This window comes from Xanthomonas sp. WHRI 8932A (assembly GCF_035012785.1).
Classification (GTDB): Bacteria; Pseudomonadota; Gammaproteobacteria; order Xanthomonadales; family Xanthomonadaceae; genus Xanthomonas.
Genome location: NZ_JAYGQQ010000010.1, coordinates 205,064 through 222,262 on the forward strand (window position 1 = coordinate 205,064; position 17,199 = coordinate 222,262).

At 64.2% G+C, this 17,199-nt stretch carries 14 protein-coding genes and 4 tRNA genes; 9 read left to right on the forward strand and 9 right to left on the reverse strand.

The window, feature by feature from the left end; translation table 11 throughout:
• Positions 1–5: 5 nt before the first annotated feature.
• Positions 6–605 carry an NfuA family Fe-S biogenesis protein gene (locus VC212_RS17415; RefSeq protein ID WP_055854241.1) on the reverse strand — a complete coding sequence of 200 codons (600 nt, stop codon included), beginning with the start codon at positions 603–605 and terminating at the stop codon, positions 6–8.
• Positions 606–693: 88 nt separating this feature from the next.
• On the opposite strand from VC212_RS17415, the gene VC212_RS17420 reads away from it, so the two are divergent.
• The 4 genes from VC212_RS17420 to VC212_RS17435 all read left to right on the forward strand — a co-directional run bounded on the left by VC212_RS17420 (position 694) and on the right by VC212_RS17435 (position 4,633).
• A complete protein-coding gene (locus VC212_RS17420) occupies positions 694–1,050 on the forward strand; it encodes a 4a-hydroxytetrahydrobiopterin dehydratase (protein WP_055854238.1) in 357 nt (118 codons plus the stop codon).
• Positions 1,047–1,469: an energy transducer TonB gene (locus tag VC212_RS17425; RefSeq protein WP_323526483.1), complete on the forward strand. Its 423-nt coding sequence runs from the start codon at positions 1,047–1,049 to the stop codon at positions 1,467–1,469. The genes VC212_RS17420 and VC212_RS17425 overlap by 4 nt, the downstream gene beginning before the upstream one ends.
• A gap of 236 nt (positions 1,470–1,705) precedes the next feature.
• Entirely contained in the window at positions 1,706–2,524 is an 819-nt protein-coding gene (zupT, locus tag VC212_RS17430; RefSeq protein ID WP_055854232.1) for a zinc transporter ZupT, read from the forward strand.
• Between the two features lie 303 nt (positions 2,525–2,827).
• On the forward strand, positions 2,828–4,633 hold the full coding sequence (locus VC212_RS17435) for a DUF3300 domain-containing protein (protein WP_323526484.1): 1,806 nt from the start codon (positions 2,828–2,830) through the stop codon (positions 4,631–4,633).
• 158 nt (positions 4,634–4,791) lie between these two features.
• Here VC212_RS17435 and VC212_RS17440 read toward each other — a convergent pair whose 3' ends face one another.
• Positions 4,792–5,778, reverse strand: coding sequence for an RluA family pseudouridine synthase (locus VC212_RS17440; protein ID WP_055854226.1), 987 nt, complete (start codon positions 5,776–5,778; stop codon positions 4,792–4,794).
• A gap of 411 nt (positions 5,779–6,189) precedes the next feature.
• On the opposite strand from VC212_RS17440, the gene VC212_RS17445 reads away from it, so the two are divergent.
• Both VC212_RS17445 and VC212_RS17450 read left to right on the forward strand, forming a co-directional pair.
• On the forward strand, positions 6,190–9,975 hold the full coding sequence (locus VC212_RS17445; RefSeq protein ID WP_323526513.1) for an Rne/Rng family ribonuclease: 3,786 nt from the start codon (positions 6,190–6,192) through the stop codon (positions 9,973–9,975).
• 355 nt (positions 9,976–10,330) lie between these two features.
• Complete coding sequence (locus tag VC212_RS17450; protein ID WP_323526485.1) at positions 10,331–10,477, forward strand: hypothetical protein; 147 nt, start codon at positions 10,331–10,333, stop codon at positions 10,475–10,477.
• Positions 10,478–10,740: 263 nt separating this feature from the next.
• On the opposite strand, the gene VC212_RS17455 is transcribed toward VC212_RS17450, so the two are convergent.
• From VC212_RS17455 to VC212_RS17465, 3 genes are all read right to left on the reverse strand, one after another.
• On the reverse strand, positions 10,741–11,388 hold the full coding sequence (locus tag VC212_RS17455) for a response regulator (RefSeq protein WP_055854221.1): 648 nt from the start codon (positions 11,386–11,388) through the stop codon (positions 10,741–10,743).
• Positions 11,389–11,597: 209 nt separating this feature from the next.
• Positions 11,598–12,359, reverse strand: coding sequence for a sulfurtransferase (locus VC212_RS17460; RefSeq protein WP_323526486.1), 762 nt, complete (start codon positions 12,357–12,359; stop codon positions 11,598–11,600).
• 164 nt (positions 12,360–12,523) lie between these two features.
• Positions 12,524–12,889, reverse strand: a complete 366-nt coding sequence (locus VC212_RS17465; RefSeq protein ID WP_323526487.1) for a DUF6164 family protein — start codon at positions 12,887–12,889, stop codon at positions 12,524–12,526.
• Positions 12,890–12,948: 59 nt separating this feature from the next.
• Between VC212_RS17465 and VC212_RS17470 the strand changes: the two genes are divergently transcribed.
• Both VC212_RS17470 and VC212_RS17475 read left to right on the forward strand, forming a co-directional pair.
• A complete protein-coding gene (locus VC212_RS17470; RefSeq protein ID WP_323526488.1) occupies positions 12,949–13,380 on the forward strand; it encodes an FKBP-type peptidyl-prolyl cis-trans isomerase in 432 nt (143 codons plus the stop codon).
• A gap of 11 nt (positions 13,381–13,391) precedes the next feature.
• Complete coding sequence (locus VC212_RS17475) at positions 13,392–14,654, forward strand: TIGR03862 family flavoprotein (RefSeq protein ID WP_323526489.1); 1,263 nt, start codon at positions 13,392–13,394, stop codon at positions 14,652–14,654.
• On the opposite strand, the gene VC212_RS17480 is transcribed toward VC212_RS17475, so the two are convergent.
• Complete coding sequence (locus VC212_RS17480; RefSeq protein WP_323526490.1) at positions 14,638–15,930, reverse strand: nucleotide sugar dehydrogenase; 1,293 nt, start codon at positions 15,928–15,930, stop codon at positions 14,638–14,640. The genes VC212_RS17475 and VC212_RS17480 overlap by 17 nt on opposite strands.
• A 141-nt stretch (positions 15,931–16,071) precedes the next feature.
• Between VC212_RS17480 and VC212_RS17485 the strand changes: the two genes are divergently transcribed.
• Positions 16,072–16,155 (forward strand) — tRNA-Leu (locus VC212_RS17485).
• Positions 16,156–16,812: 657 nt separating this feature from the next.
• Here the strand turns inward: VC212_RS17485 and VC212_RS17490 are convergent.
• The 3 genes from VC212_RS17490 to VC212_RS17500 all read right to left on the reverse strand — a co-directional run bounded on the left by VC212_RS17490 (position 16,813) and on the right by VC212_RS17500 (position 17,184).
• A tRNA-Gly gene (locus tag VC212_RS17490) sits at positions 16,813–16,888 on the reverse strand.
• Between the two features lie 78 nt (positions 16,889–16,966).
• Positions 16,967–17,040 (reverse strand) — tRNA-Cys (locus VC212_RS17495).
• 68 nt (positions 17,041–17,108) lie between these two features.
• Positions 17,109–17,184 (reverse strand) — tRNA-Gly (locus VC212_RS17500).
• Between the last annotated feature and the right edge of the window lie 15 nt (positions 17,185–17,199).

Sequence of the window (17,199 nt, forward strand, 5' to 3'; positions counted from 1 at the left end):
CGGAATCAGGCCGCGCTGTCGCGCGGAATGTACGGTGCGTCGCCGGTGGCGTGGTCGGTGGCATCGCGCACCGCAATCACGCCGGGTACGCGTCCCATCAAGGTCTTTTCGATGCCCTGCTTCAGCGTGACATCGGCCATGCCGCAGCCGTGGCAACCGCCGCCGAAGCGCAGCAGCACCACGCCGTCGGCCGAGACTTCCTGCACGGCCACACGTCCACCGTGCGATGCCAGCTGCGGGTTGATCTCGTTTTCCACCACCCAGCGCACGCGCTCCACCATCGAGGCAGAATCCGCTGGTGCTTCGCCCTTGATCTTGGGCGCCTTGATGGTCAACTGCTGGTTGCCGGTGGACTGGGTGACGTAGTCGACCTCGGCACCATCCACCCACGGCACGCTGGCGGCGGCGACATATAACGTGAAGCCGTCGCAGTCGATGGCCCACTCGTCGCCGCTCAGGTCCGCGGGCTCTGCGAACTCAAGCCTGGCATCTGCGCGAGGGGTCCCTGGGTCCACCGCGCTCAGGCGAACGCCCATGCCGGGCACGCCTTCGCGTTCGATGAGCTTGCGGAAATAGGTTTGGGCTTTGTCGGATATCTGGATCATGCGGGTTATTCTACCGCTCAAAGCGCCCTCGCTCATGGAACACCGTGATCCTGGTGGGTGCGCCGTCCGCCACCCCTGCGAGAGCGTCATGACCGATCTGATTCCCCTGGAGCAGGCCCATTGCCTTCCGCGCAAGGGTAGCGACCACAAGCTTGGCGAGGCCCGCCTGGCCGAACTGCTGCCGCAGATACCCGGCTGGGAGCTGGCCGAGGCCGGCATGGCCATCACGCGCACCTTCCGCTTTGCGGACTATTACCGCACCCTCGCCTTCGTGAATGCGCTGGCCTGGATTGCCCATCGCGAAGACCACCACCCCGATCTGGGTGTGCATTACGACCGGGTGGTGGTGCGTTATTCCACCCACGATGTGGGCGGGCTGAGCGAAAACGACTTCATCTGCGCGGCCAAGACCGCGCAACTCTACGATCAGGGAGTCACTGCATGAGCATTTCTCGCGCTGCCTTCGCCGGCCTGTGTCTGGCGGCCGGCCTCAGCGGCTGCGGCAAGTCGTCGCAACAGGCTGCCGCGCCTGCGGTGGCCCCCACAGAGCTTGCCGCGTTGAAGACGCCGCCGCCGGAGTACGCACCGGAGTTGGCTTGCGCCGGGGTCGGTGGCACCACCGTGCTCAGGGTCGTCGTCGGTACCGAAGGCACACCGACAGACGTGGCGGTGACCCAGAGCAGCGGCCAGCCGGTGCTGGACGAGGCTGCACAAAAGCGTGTGCGCGAATGGAAGTTCAAGGCGGCCACCCGCAATGGCCAGGCCGTGCCACAGACCATCCAGGTGCCGGTCGCCTTCAAGCCGCCGGTGCCGCGTCCGGACGAATGCTTCGCCATCGAAGAACGCGCGCGCCGCGGCGGTTGAGCGCAGCCGTCAGCGTGCTGCAACGGCTCTGAGCGGCGACGGGCAAGGCGCGCGACACCGCGATGCATCGCTCATCGACACCGCTCGCCTTGGCCGGTGGTTGCATATGAACCTGCGGCTGTCTTCGACACCACGCCTTCGTCATCCATGCCTGACCATCCTGCTGCCGTCAGTGGTCGCGTGATTGCGCTGACCACACCAGGATTGCTTCCCACTCCACGAGGTCTTCGCATCGCATGCTTGAGGTGTCATCACAAAACGTCTGGACCGCGCTGGCGGTCACCTTGGCCGCGGGACTTGCCACCGGCCTCGGCAGTCTCATGGTGGTGTTCGCCAAAAAGCCCAATCCGCGCCTGTTGGCGTTCGGGTTGGCATTTGCCGGTGGCGCGATGGTGTACGTGTCGTTGTCGGAGATCCTCAACAAGTCGATCGCCGCATTTTCCAACGCCTACAACGACAAGCTGGGCTTTACCTTCGGCACGCTGACCTTTCTGGGCGGCATGCTGCTGATCATGGTGATCGACCGCCTGGTGCCCAACCCGCACCAGAGCCTGTCCACCGACGACCCGCAATTTCGCGACGACAACCGCGCCTACATCCGTCGTGTCGGCCTGATGACTGCCATCGCGATCACCGCGCATAACTTTCCGGAAGGGCTGGCGACGTTTTTCGCCACGCTGGAAAGCCCGGCAGTGGGCATGCCGTTGGCATTCGCTATCGCCATCCACAATATTCCCGAAGGCATCGCGATCGCGGTGCCGGTGTACTTCGCCACGCGCAACAAGTTCTATGCCTTCGGCGCCAGCCTGCTGAGCGGCCTGGCCGAACCGATCGGCGCCGGCATCGGCTATCTGGCGCTGTCCAACGTGTTATCCGAAGCGGTGTTCGGCACGGTGTTCGGGTTGATCTCCGGGGTGATGGTGTTCCTGGCGCTGGACGAACTGTTGCCGGCGGCAAAGCGCTACGCACAAGGCCACGAAACGGTCTACGGCTTGGTATCGGGTATGGCCACGCTGGCGATCAGTCTGGTGTTGTTCCGCTTCGCAGCGCCGTGAGGCGTGGCGCGCCGATTACGTGCAACAACCGGCGTTGCTTGTTGTGAGAGCTGAGGCTTTTCGCATGCAAGCTTGGCCCGGGTCCACGCTGCTAGGCAACGTGTGCGCGTGCCCAAATACTGCCCTGACGTTGTGACGCAAAGGTGGTCTTGCGCACGCTCTGCGGCGCTGCGATTCTTCAGCACGCAGTCCTCCTGAACGCTGCCGTGCCCGGCCATTACCGGCACCACGTCAGCAAGCTTCCAGACATCGAATGCGGCGCATCGTACGCGCGTCATCAACGCGCACACAGCGAGGTGCCGTATGCAACCATGGTCACAGGGGCGCATTGGCTTGGCGCTGGCAATCGCATCCAGCGGCGCCTTGGCACTGGTCGGCTGCCAACGCACCGTACCTTCGGCAACCGCAGCGGCTCCAGTCGAACCACCCGCCTCCACAGCCCCCGCCTACACGCCGCCGACGGCCGATCAGCTGTATCGGTTGGTCGCTCCGATCGCCCTTTTTCCGGACAAGCTGTTGGCCCAGACCCTGGCGGCCTCGGTCTACCCGGATCAGGTGCTCACCGCGCAGGACTGGCTGCACAGCAATCGCAACTTGGCGGCCACTGACCGCGCGCAGGCCACGGTGTCGCAGCCGTGGGATCCCAGCGTCAAGGCATTGACCGCCTTCCCCGATGTGGTGGACCAGCTGGCCGGCAATCTCGATTGGACCCGCGCGCTCGGCGATGCGTACGCGCATGACCCCAACGATGTCCTCAACGCGGTGCAGATCATGCGCCAGCGCGCTCAAGCCAGCGGCCACCTGCGCAGCACGCCGCAACAGCAGGTCCAGGTGGCGCGGCATGTGGTGGTCACGCCGATCCTGGATGGCGAACGTGTTCCGCCGCCGTCGCAAGTCATCACCATCGAACCCGCGCAGCCAGAGGTGGTGTACGTGCCGCGCTACGACCCGGGTGTGGTCTACGGCACGCCGGTCGATGTCTATCGCGACTATCGCTATCGCCCGGTGCGCTGGTACGACCAGGGCGACGTGGTAACCACCGGGGTGGTGTCGTTTGGCATCGGTGTGTTGGTCGGCAGGGCGCTGGAACACCACCACGGCTGGTTCGGCTGGGCCGCACCGGCACCGGCGTGGCACCACTGGGGTTGGAACAGCTGGGGCGTGGACTGGAACGCACCGCCGGCCGCACCGCATTACGTGGTGTACCAGAACCACGTCTATGCACCGCGCACCACCATCATCAACAACCGCAGCACTTATATCGACGCGCGCTCGTACGTGCGGCAGAACCAGCGGTATGGCCCCAACAGCACTGCGGCATCCGCACTGGCTCCCGGATTGGCGCCGACAGGGCTGCCGGTCAACAGCGCGGCCTTGCCGATCGCCGCGGCAGCAGGTGCGCAGTCGCTCAGAAACCTGCAGCGCCCCAATCGCGTAGCGCCCTCGCCCGCCAACGCTCCACGTCCGCCCGACTATGCGCACTTGTCAGCGCCGCATTTTGACCGGCAGATGCTGCAGCCTGGCCGCCCAGTGGCAACGCGTGCTGCAGCGACGATGCCGGCAAATATGCCGTCGCAGGCGCAGACAACGTTACGCGCAACGAATATCCCCGCACCGATGCTCGCCTCTGGCGCGCATTCGGCGGTCCGCATATCCGCGGCACCGGTTGCACAACAGCGCATGGCGCAATTACAGCCGCTGCATCAGGCGAGCACTGCGGCCCGCATGCCGGCGTTCGAAGCGACCCGTCAAGCACCTCCAGCAGTCACGGCACACGCTGCGTTTGCGAGCCGCGACCCACACGATGTCAGTCATCGTGCGCCAACAGCGGCGCAATTCCAGTTTCCACAGATGCACGAGCAGCAGCGGACTGCGTCACCTCAGCAAGCTGCCTTGGCGCCACCGCAACGGATGGAACGTGCGCAGTCACTGCCGCCGCGCCAGGAGCCGCGGCCTATCGCACAGGCCCAGCCGCAACAGCACCCGCAGCGCATGGTTTCCTTCGCACCTCCGCGCCCTACTCCTGCCCACCCGGCAGAAATGCATGCGCAACGTCCGCCCGCTCGTGCACAGGCACCGCAGCATCGCGACCACCATCACGACAGCTAAGCGCGGCTGACAGAGCTTCGACGTAGTGGCCGGCTGTGACGGCCGCCGCCCTGGGACTCTCACCAAGCCGAGACCGCAGCACCGCCGATGTCCTGCTGAACGATGGGCATCACGTGCCAGGTACGCGAAACGAGCGCGCGCAGCCTGAAATAGCTATGTCAGCGCCCCAGCCGATCCAGCGCCTCGGCCAGCTCCGGGGCCAGTGGAGCGCTCAGCACGTAAGGAGTCTTGCCCGCATCCAAGGCGAACTCCAGCGAGGCCGCATGCAGGAATAGCCGCTTCAGACCCAGCTGATCGCGCAGGCGCTTGTTGACCTCGGCCTCGCCATATTTATCGTCGCCGGCGACCGGGTGGCCCAGGTGCTGGGCATGTACGCGGATCTGATGAGTGCGGCCGGTTTCGATGCGCACTTCGCAATACGAGTGCCCGCCGCGCCGTTCCAGCAGCTTGAAGTGGCTGAGCGACGGCTTGCCGATGGCATTGACCTGCACATGCCGCTCGCCGCCCTGACGCAGGCCGATATGCAGCGGCGCGTCGACGGTCATGACGCCGTCCGGCATCCGCCCCACCAGCAAGGTCAGGTAGCGTTTGGTGATGCCGCGCCCTTCGACACGATCGTCCTCACGCATCAGCGCCTGCAATTCGGTCAGCGCGGAGCGTTTCTTGGCCACGATCAATAGACCGGATGTATCGCGATCTAGCCGGTGCACCAGTTCCAGGGTCTGGTTCGGGCGGAGCGCGCGCAAGGTCTCGATCGCGCCAAAGCTGATGCCGCTACCGCCATGGCTGGCGACGCCGGTCGGCTTGTTGAGTGCCAGCAGACGCGCGTCCTCGAACACGATCGCCGCCTCCAGCCGCGCCATAAACGAAGACGGCGGCGCTGCCTTGTCGCCTTCCTCGTTGACGCGCACCGGTGGAATGCGCACTTCTTCGCCGCCTTCGAGCTTGCGCTCGGCCTTGGCACGCCCGCCATTCACCCGCACCTGGCCACTGCGGACCAGCTTGTAGATCAGGCTGCGCGGCGCACCCTTGAGCTGGCCGAGCAGAAAATTATCCAGCCGCTGCCCAGCGCGGTCTTCCGGAACTTTGAGAATACGCACGCCCACACGGTCGGCGGGCGGCTTGGGGGGCTGGGGGTCGGTCATCCGGCTCTTTATTCTGTTACACTCGGCGAGCGAGATAAGGGTTTGATTTCGTTGGAAGTTGATAGGCCAGAAGCCTGACTTCCGATGATTCCGGCACAGTGCGCGACCACCGCCCCAGGGGCGGCCATGTTAGCGGCTCACCGGCCTACCCGGCCATCGCCGGCGGTTTTTGACCGTTGCGCTGAACATGTCCCGTGCGCTGCCCCGGTCCGTCCGGACGCGGCTGCCGGCCCTGAAACACCTATAAAACTTAAAGACAAGCGCTCCCGCGGCCTGCCGTGGTGTTGCAGCGCTGGAAACCCTGGTCAGGCCTGTCCGCGCGTTGCGCGAAGGGCCGACAAGCTGTTCCAGAGGCGAAACGTCACGGCGTTCCGCGCGGTAGAGCGCGTGAGGAACGCAACAATGAAGCGAATGCTGATCAACGCAACGCAGGCAGAAGAACTGCGCGTGGCGATTGTGGACGGCCAGACCCTGTACGACATCGACATCGAACAGCCGTCCAAGGAACAAAAGAAGTCCAACATCTACAAGGGCCGTATCACCCGGCTTGAGCCCTCTCTAGAAGCGGCGTTCGTGGACTATGGCGCCGAGCGCCATGGCTTCCTGCCGTTGAAGGAAATCTCCCGCGATTACTTCCAAGCCGGCGTCGACCACAACAAGTCGACCATTCGCGAGCTGTTGCGTGAAGGCCAGGAAATCGTGGTGCAGGTCGACAAGGAAGAGCGTGGCAACAAGGGCGCCGCCCTGACCACGTTCATTTCGCTGGCCGGCCGCTACATGGTGCTGATGCCCAATTCGCCGAGCGCCGGTGGCGTGTCGCGTCGGATCGAAGGCGAAGACCGTGCCGCGCTGAAGGAAGCGCTGGACAAGCTCGATATCCCCGACGACATGGGCGTGATCATCCGCACCGCCGGTGTCGGCCGTGACGCCGAAGAACTGCAGTGGGATCTGGATTACCTGCTGCAGACCTGGAAGGCGATCGCCGAGGCTGCGCTGAGCAAGCCGGCCGCGTTTCTGATCTATCAGGAATCGCGCCTGATCATCCGCGCACTGCGCGACTACCTGCGCGCCGACGTCGGCGAAATCCTGGTCGATACGCCGGAGCTGTATGCCGACGCCCAGGAATTCATGAAGCAGGTGATGCCGCAGAGCCTGCGCAAGCTCAAGCACTACACCGACGACATTCCGCTGTTCAACCGCTTCCAGATCGAATCGCAGATCGAAGGCGCTTACGAGCGCAACGTGCGGCTGCCGTCGGGCGGCTCAATCGTGGTCGACCAGACCGAAGCGCTCACCGCCGTCGACGTGAACTCCTCGCGCGCCACCAAGGGCAGCGATATCGAAGAGACCGCGTTCCAGACCAACCTGGAAGCGGCCGAAGAAGTCGCACGCCAGCTGCGCCTGCGCGACCTCGGCGGCCTGGTGGTGATCGACTTCATCGACATGGCGTCGACCAAGCACCAGCGCGAAGTCGAAAACAAGCTGCAGAACGCGCTCAAGTACGACCGTGCGCGCGTGCAGCTGGGCCGCATCTCGCGCTTCGGCCTGATGGAAATGAGCCGTCAGCGCCTGCGTCCGAGCCTGGGCGAGTCCAGTCAGATCGTCTGCCCGCTATGCGATGGCCATGGCCGCATGCGTAGCGTGGAATCGCTGTCGTTGTCGATCATCCGCGTGGCCGAAGAACACGCCATGAAGGAAAACACTGGACAGGTACTGGTCCAGGCCCCGGTGGAGATCGCCAATTACCTGCTCAACGAGAAGCGCAGCGCGCTGCGTGAGATCGAGCAGCGTCACGATTCGCCGATCATCATCGTCGCCGACGAGCAGTTGCGCACGCCGCACTACGAAGTCACCCGCCTGCGCGAAAACGAGCTCGGCGAAGACAGCGGCAAGCCCAGCTACCAGCGCGGCACGCCGCGCAAGTTGCCGGTGCATGCGCTGACCAAGGCACAGCTGAACATTCCGGCAGCACCTGCGGTGACCTCGATCAAGCCGAGCCAGCCGGCTCCGGTGCGTGAAGAGGCCCCTGCCCCGGTCGCGCCGACTCCCGCACCGGCCCCGGTCGTGACCGTGCCGATTCCGGCACCCGTCACCGGTGTGGTTGGCTGGCTGAAGCGCATCTTCGGTGGTGTCGAGCCGGTTGCTCCTGCAGCCGAGTCGAACCAGCGTCCGCGCCAGAACGATGCAGGCCGCAATAATCGAAACGAGCGCGGCGAGCGTGGCGGTCAACGTCGCGATGGTCGCGATGCCCGCAACGGCAACGGTGGCAATCAGCAGCGCGGCAACGGCAACGGTGTCAACAAGGAGCGTCGCGACGAGCGCCGTCAGCCGGCCAATGGCCAGAACGGCCAGGCCGCACAAGCTGGCGCCCAGGCCCAGCAGCAGGTGCAGGCACCCAAGCCACCGCGCAACGAAGCACAGGCACCGAAGCAACAGCAGCAACAGCAGCAGCAGCAACCACAGCAGCAGAAGCCCAAGCAGCAGAACCAGACGCCGCGTCCGCCACGTGCACCTGCACAGCAGGACGGCGTGCCGTCCGAGCGGCAGCCGCGCCCGGCGCGTCAGGATGAGGAAGGCACAGCTTCGGCACAGACGCTGACGTCGACCGCAGCAACGGCAACCACCTCGACTGTCGTTGCGGCCATTGCCGACACCGCTGCACCTGCCAACACGCAAAGCACCGCGAATGAAGCCAATCAGGCCCACCCGGTCGACGTTGTGGTGAGCGAGTCCACCGCCGATCACGGCGTCGACGCGAGTGCGGATGGCCAGACCCAGGACGCGTCGGGCGACGATGCGGCCAATGGCGAAGGTGGAAGCCGTCGTCGTCGCGGCCGTCGTGGCGGTCGTCGTCGTCGTCGTGGCGCCGGTGCAAATGGTGAAGGCGGCAGCAACGCCGATGGTCTGGAAACGGACGATCTGGACGGTGATTCAGACGGCGATCTCGATGGTGACAACGAGGGCGACGAAGCCGGTACGCAGAACTCGGCATCCGCCGCTCCGCGTGCAGGCCAGCCGGAGTTCGACTTCGACGATGACGCACCGGCCCCGGCCGCCCGTACCAGGCCCGAGACCACTGCAGCGGTAGCGCCGAAACCGCGTCCAGTTCCCAAGGAACGTGCGGAACTGCAATCGGACAGCGACATGACGTCGACCACCGCGCCGGTCTCGAACGCTGCATCGTCGTTCGCACAGCAGGCATCGGCACCGGTTGCCGATGCAGCGGACCGAGCACGTGATGGAGCGACAGTGGCGGCTGCGCCGGCGGCACAGCCGACCGTTGCTGCTCCGGCAACTGCACCGTCCCCGGTTGTCCCGACAGCTGCGGCTTCTGCACCTGCCCCGGTCGTCACGCACGCTCAGGTTGCTGACGCGACCTCGGGTGACGCTCCGGCTGCGGTTGCATCGACCGCTGCCGCCCACACGGCAGCGGCTGCGATACCTGCAACTGCAACGCCCAACGCTGAGGCAGCCCACGCTGCACCGGTTGCGGTTACCAAGCCTGTCGAGCCCTCTGCCCCAACCGCGTCGGTGGTCGAAGCGTCGGTGGTCACGCCGGCCAAGCCGGTGCCCAACGCATTGGCCGACACTGCGGCTGCGGCACCGTCGGCCGATGCACAGGCACGTGCTGTTCCAGCGGTCGCTGCAACGCCTGCGGTGCAATCGGAGTCCGTCACGCGTGCGGTGCAATCCGAGCCCGTGAAGTCGGCACCAGCAACGCCTGTTACCGAGCAGCAGACGCCTGCAGCAACGGCAACATCTGCGGCACCGGCCGCCGTGGTCACAGCCGCGGCGCCGCATGCCGAGCAGACCAAGGGGGGCAAGCCTTCGGTCGATGTCGCTGTGACATCCACCGCCACGGTCCCGCAGTCCGCCGCAGCATCGGACGATGCGCCGGCAGCTCCGGTGCGCAAGCCGTATGCCCCGGTGCAGACGACCATGCTGGACGCGCTGGCTCCCAAGGCCGACGCAACACCTGCGTCGTCGGCGGCTGCAACGTCGGTACCGCACAAGGCGCCAGAGCAGTCGACGCCAGCAGCACCGCAGGCAGCTGTACAGGTGCAGGAACAGGCGGCCGACAAGCCGAAGCCGACCGTGGTCGTCTCCGAAGCCGCCAAGCCTGCAGCGCCCTCAGCTGACGCCGGCACTGCGTCGGCACAGGAAGACGACAGCAACAAGCCGCGCGACGATCACTGATCTTTGCAACGCCTGGTCGATCTGGCCCGAATTGCTCGGGCCAGATCTACGTCAAACACGGCGGCCTTCGGGCCGCTTTGTTTTTGTGCGCAATTCGCCACGACAACACCGATGCAACGCGGCGAACTGGATGCATTCCCGACTCACGCAAGTGTTCAACGCAGCGTCGATTGCCTGGTGCTCGCAAGGACGTGTTGTCCCGTCGCTCTGCAGACAGGACCAGTCTGCCCCTGATCAAGTAGGCAAAGACAGGGTTCAACGGGAACGGCCTCGGCTTTATCGGGCGGTTTCAACGCTGCCTCGCATCAACGCGATCAAGAAATCCGGCAACCGGCAAAGCAAATAACGACTGCACATGGAGCGTCAATACAGCACCTGCGCAGCAGCCAGACACGCGCGGTTCCTGGTCAGCATCGGACGTGCACTGCGCGGCGAACAGGTCGGTGCGCCGCATGTCGATCAAGCGACGCTTGCAACCGCGCAGTTCGGCTGGCTGCAGTAGAGCAGTCGGTCCAGTTAGTTTCAGTCGCCTACGCCGGCCACAGGCTCGTCACACTGGCCCGCGGTGAGGCGGCGCTCACCGTTCTCACGCTATCCGCCCAGTCGGGGTCCTGCCTCACTTACCTGACGATTGCTCGCTACGGCTCGTTAGTCACATGGACTGCCATGCATAAACAGCGAACAGGCGCATAGGCACTCAGGTCCACCGAATCACTCAACAACGCTCAGCCAACGCGCAGAGGCGACTGCTGAGGGTGAAAAGCGCTACATCGTGCGAGCAGGATCGGTCAGGCCGTATTGATTCGCCAGGCGTGCGAGAGCGATGTTGTCCTGGATACCGACTTTTTCGAACAAGCGCGCCTTGTGCGTATTGATGGTCTTGGCACTGAGATTCAGCCGCTTGGCGATGTCTTCCTGCCGCAGACCTTGCGTCAGCAACAAGGCGACTTCCAGCTCGCGCGGCGACAAGGCGTCGAATGGCGAGCTGCCACCCTCCAGATTGGACAGCGCAAGATTCTGCGCAATCGTGTTGCCCAGATAACGCCGCCCCAATGCGACTTCGCGTACCGCGCGTAACAACTCATGCGCGTCGCCGCCCTTACCCACATAGCCGGACGCGCCCGCTTCGAGCAGACGCTTCGGCAACGGGCCATCTTCCAGCACCGAGACGATGATCACACGCGTGCCGTAATCGCCCTTGACGATGCGCTCGGTGATTTCCAGGCCACTGACACCGGGCAAGTGCAGATCGCACAGCACGATATCCGGCTTGAGCTGACGAACCTGCGGCAATGCCGCTTCGCCGCTCTCTGCCTCACCCACGACATCGACGTCCACTTCCTTGGACAGGATCATCTTCATGCCGGTACGCACGAGTGCATGATCGTCGATCAGAAAAACTCTGATGGTCATCCTTGTTGTCCTCGCTGTGCGGCTGGCTGGTGCAGCCTAGCTCCGTGAATAATTCAGGGCAAGCACGATGCGACGTATTACATTCAAGTTAGAGCGAAAAGCGCGCTCTTTTGCATGTAACCACACGTGCCTGGTGTGCCATTGCAATGTGTTTGCATGATGCAAGCGCCCGCAGGACCGGCTGCATCGGGCAATACAGCCGCGTCCGGTCAGACTTTTCCCGGTTCTGTGGTCCGCGCATCGTCCACCAGCGGGCGCAATGCAGGATCCAGTGCGACGCGCTCGTCGAACACAAAACAGCGGCCGTCATAGCCTTCGCCACCGACTTCTTCGAAATAGCCAAGAATTCCGCCCTCCAGCTGCAGCACGTTATCCATGCCGTCGGCCTGCATCCATAGCGCAGCCTTCTCGCAACGGATGCCGCCGGTGCAGAAGCTCACCACCGTCGCATCGGCCAAGGCTGCACGATGCGATGCAAGTGCTGCGGGCAACTCGGTGAACTTGTCGATCGGCAAGGTCAACGCGCCCTGGAACGTGCCATAGGCCACTTCCTGCGCGTTACGCGTATCCAACAGCACCAACGGGCGACCCTGGTCATCTCGTCCGTTGCGCATCCACTCGCGCAGCACAGCAGGCGTCACCGTCGGCGCACGGCCTTGCAGCGGCGATGCATCGTCACGACGGAAGCTGATGATCTCCGGCTTGACCCTGACCTTGAGCCGCGCAAACGGCTGCTGCGTGCTCTGGCTGTACTTGATGCGCATCTGCGCAAACCGTAGGTCGGCCTGCAGCCAGCGATAAAACGCACCAATCCGCTCGGCGTCGCCCGCGAGAAACAGATTGATGCCCTCTTCGGCCACCAGCACAGAGCCCTTCAGCAGTTGCTGCTCGGCGTGTAGCAGCACGCTGTCTGCCAGCTGCTGCGGGTCCTGGACGGTGACGAATTGATACGCCGCGGTATTGGTGATCATCCGGGTATTTTAGGGTGCCCGACCCCGGGTAGCGAGCTTGTCGAACGATCCATCGCCCTGCAGGCAGCGAGCGCAGACCGTGCTGACTCAATGCGCGTCAGGACAACAGGTGTTCGGATGTGCCCCGCTCCCGCCACCATCGCCGGTCACGGCGCTGAACGCCGTCAGCCGCGCAGCAGCAGAAACGGCAGCAACACCAACGATGCGACGATCAGCATCCCCAGCAGCGTGACGATCACGAAGACAGGGCGCTTGCGCAGCAATGCGCCGAACGTTTCTGCGGTGCCCGCAGCAATCGCTTCCTGGCGTTGCGCGCGCGCAAGCGCCCCACGCTGGGCTTGATACGCATCCAGTATCGCCTTGGCGCGCGGGTACTCGGCATCGTCGCTGAGCCAGAGACCGCCAGCGGAAATACCCCAGTTGCTGGGCCGGGTCTCGTAGATCTGCACCAGGTGTTCGCGCAGCAATGCCCGCACCTCATCGGCCTCGTCGTCGGGAACATTGCGCAGATTGAGCAGCAGCTTGGCCATGGCGCGATGATAACGGGAGCCAGGTGCGATAATGGCGCCCTTCCTTCATGGACCACCCCATGCGCCTTCTGTTGACGCTCTGTACCGCCTTGTTGCTCGCCAGCTGTGCACCTGCCCTGCCGCCGTCCGGTGGCACGATCGCCAGCTTCGAGCGGATCGACCGCACTGTCGGCACCGGCGCGGAAGCCACTCCGGGCGTGATGGTCACCGTGCACTACACCGGCTGGCTGTACGACGAAAAAGCTGCCGACAAGCATGGCAAGAAATTCGATAGCTCGCTTGATCGCGCAGAACCGTTCCAGTTCGTGCTGGGAGGTCGCCAGGTGATCCGCGGTTGGGACGAGGGTGTTGCCGGCATGCGCGTGGGCGGCAAGCGCACCTTGATGATTCCGCCTGAGTACGGTTACGGCGACAACGGCGCGGGCGGTGTGATCCCGCCGGGCGCATCGCTGGTGTTCGATGTGGAGCTGCTCGGCGTACAGCCGCGCTGAGTGACTGAGCAATGATGGACGCACACAAACCGCGGCTGGCGGTCATTGGCGGCGGGCCTGCGGGGCTGATGGCGGCAGAAGTCGCGTGCGCTGCCGGGATCGCTGTCGATCTCTACGAAGCCAAGGGTTCGGTAGGACGCAAGTTTCTGATTGCCGGCAAGGGCGGGCTGAATCTCACTCACTCCGACCCAATGCCGCTGTTTGCGCAGCGCTACCGCGAGCGCACGCAGGAAGTGGCATCGTGGCTGCAGGACTTCGATGCGGACGCCTTGCGTACCTGGGCGCGCGATCTGGGTGTGGAAACCTATGTCGGCAGCTCGGGGCGGGTGTTCCCGATTGATCGCAAAGCTGCGCCGCTGCTGCGTGGCTGGGTGCGCCGACTCAAGGACCAGGGCGTCAACTTCCATGTGCAACATCGCTGGCTGGGATGGAGCGACGAAGGCGCGCTGCAGTTCGCAACGGCGGCAGGCGACATCGCACGTCATACCGATGCGGTGGTGCTGGCACTGGGCGGCGGCAGTTGGCCACAGCTTGGCTCGGATGGGCGATGGCAGGCACCGCTGCAGCAGCGCGGCATCGCCGTTGCGCCACTGGTGCCCGCCAACTGCGGTTTCGATATCGACTGGAGCGAGCACTTTGTGCAACGGCATGCAGGCGCGCCGCTCAAGCCGGTCGTCGCGCACTGGCGCGATGGCGCCGGCGTGCAGCACGCATTGCAGGGCGAATGCGTTGCGACCGAAAGCGGAATCGAAGGCAGTTTGATCTACGCGATCGCCGCAGAGTTGCGCAACCAGATCGATGCACATGGCGAGGCCGAGCTCGGCCTGGATCTCGTGCCCGGACGCACGTTGGAACGGGTAAGCGCCGAGTTGGCTCTGCCGCGCAAAGGGCGCAGTTTCAGCGAGCATTTGCGTCGCCAGGTCGGCATCGAAGGCGTCAAGGCCGCACTGCTGTACGAACACCTGGGCAAACAGGCCGGCGACGATCTTGCGCGGGTTGCACGGACGCTCAAGCGCCTGCCACTGCGGCTGCTAAGGACGCGTCCGCTGGCCGAGGCAATCAGTTCAGCCGGTGGCGTGCGATTGGAAGCGCTGGACGCGCAGCTGATGGCGCGCGCACAACCGGGCGTGTTCTGTGCCGGCGAAATGCTCGATTGGGAAGCGCCAACCGGTGGCTATCTGCTGACCGCATGTTTTGCCAGCGGACGACGCGCCGCACTTGGCGCCGTCGACTGGCTGCAACACCGGCACGAACGCACTACAGGCGGTCGCTGACGGCCGCACGCGGCCACACCGACTTGACGTCGTACACCACCGCGCCCGGCTTGCCGAGCGCTGCGATGCGCTCGACGTCGTAGTCGCGATACTGCGCATGCGCGACTGCCAGGACGACCGCATCGTAGGTCCCCTCGTCCGGCGACTCGCAGAGCTGCACCCCGCCATGCTGTAACGCGTCGGCAGGGTCTGCCCACGGGTCGCAGGTATCGACGTGCACGCCGGCCGCCTGCAGCAACTGCACCAATTCCAGCGCACGGCTATTGCGCAAGTCCGGGCAGTTTTCCTTGAAGGCGGCGCCCAGCACCAACACCCGCGCTTGTGCCAGCGTTACGCCGCGCAGCGCCAACATGCCGCAGACGCGCTCGGCGACATGCCGGCCGACACGGTTATTGACCTGACGCGCGGTGTGGATCAGGTCTGGGTGGTACCCCACGCTTTCGGATTTGTGCAGCAGGTAATACGGATCCACCCCGATGCAGTGGCCGCCGACCAGACCGGGCCGGAACGGCAGAAAATTCCACTTGGTTCCGGCCGCTTCGAGCACGTCGAGCGTGTCGATTCCGAGTTTGTCGAAGATCAGCGCCAGCTCGTTGACCAGCGCGATATTGACATCGCGCTGGATGTTTTCCACCACCTTGGCCGCTTCTGCCACGCGCATCGACGACGCGCGCCAGGTGCCTGCGGTGATGATGCTGGCGTACAGCGCATCGACTGTGTCGGCAGCCTGAGGCGTCGAGCCGGAGGTGATCTTACGAATATCACGCAGACGCCGCTGACGGTCGCCCGGATTGACGCGCTCGGGGCTATAGCCGCAGAAAAAATCTTGGTTGAAGCGCAAACCGGAGCTAGCTTCGAGCAGCGGTACGCAGACTTCTTCGGTGGTGCCCGGATACACGGTGGATTCGTAGATCACCAGATCGCCGGGCTTGAGCGCGGCGGCGATCAGTGCCGTGGCGCTGCGCAACGGCTCCAGGTCCGGCTGCTCGAAGCTGTCGATCGGGGTCGGCACAGTGACGATGAAGATGCTGCAGCTCGCCAGGTCAGTGGCGGTTGCGCTGTAGCGCAACTGCGTTGCCGCTGCCAACTCGGCGGCGTCCAACTCCAGCGTGGCATCGTGACCGTCGTGCAGTTGCACGACCCGCTGCGTATCGATGTCGAAGCCCAGGGTGTCGCGGTGCTCGCCGAACGCAACGGCCAACGGCAAGCCCACATAGCCGAGCCCGATGACGGCAATGCGTGCCTGCTGCAGGGGGAGAAGCGTGTTGCCGGACATGCAGTTCCTTGGGATTGTGCGCGGTTGATTGCCGCGCGGTATTGCGGCGGCAGCATAGCGCACGCGGCATGTCTCGGGCCGTCGGCAGGATCGTCGTTTAGAGATTCACAATCGCCGCGCAATCAGGCACGCTATCGCAATGCCCGGGTGGCGAAATTGGTAGACGCAAGGGACTTAAAATCCCTCAGCTGCAAGGCTATGCGGGTTCGACCCCCGCCCCGGGCACACTCTGACAAGCAAATCTGCCACCAGACGCGATGATATGTCGTCGTCCGATAGGCTCTGCCACGCCGCGATGAGCTGGCTGCTGTGCAGTCAGCCTGTTCGGAGCAACGTTGCCTTCCGCAAGCACAGCCCCGCGAACAGTTGTTTGGGGTGCGCGAGCATGCGGTGAGGCCTGCTTCATGCACTGAAACGTGTCCGCAGCTCCCATCGCGGCGCTTGCCCGCCAAACGCTATTGCAGGCGTCGCACTGCCAGCAGTCGGCGTATACGCTCCGAACTTGGCCAGGCCGCTTTCGCGCTTCTAGGGATTCGCAGCCTGTGAGACGTTGGCTGTGTAGCGATCAGCTCCCGAGCAGTTGCCGCTGAATGAGGCGGTGGCGCATCTCCGATCATCTCGATTCGCCAGTTCTTGCCAGATAGCGATCGCACGGGCCTCAGCCTGGCACGGGCCTAAGTGTGTATCTGATCGTCTGCGTGCCGACACCGCATGCCGCGCATACGCGGGCGCCTACCACGCAAACGCACAGATGCTCTGCCGTCCTGCAGACATTTTCTTGGCCGCCAACTCACATGAATGGCAGTCTGATCATTCGAGAACGTTCTTGATGATGCGGCAAACAAAAACCCCGGATATCGTGGGATATCCGGGGTTTGAATTTGGAGCGGGAAACGAGACTCGAACTCGCGACCTCAACCTTGGCAAGGTTGCGCTCTACCAACTGAGCTATTCCCGCATGAAACTAAATTGTACAGCTTGTCACTTCGTTACGCTAGCCCCGCTATCGTTGCCGATGCGAAATAGCGACTGCATATGGAGGCCTGGGCCGGAATTGAACCGGCGTACGCGGATTTGCAGTCCGCTGCATAACCACTCTACCACCAGGCCGAAACATCAAACCCAAGGCATCCTGCCTTGAAACAACGAGACCTCGGACAGGGGGCCTTGTCTAAATCTGGAGCGGGAAACGAGACTCGAACTCGCGACCTCAACCTTGGCAAGGTTGCGCTCTACCAACTGAGCTATTCCCGCTTGGGAGGCGAAATT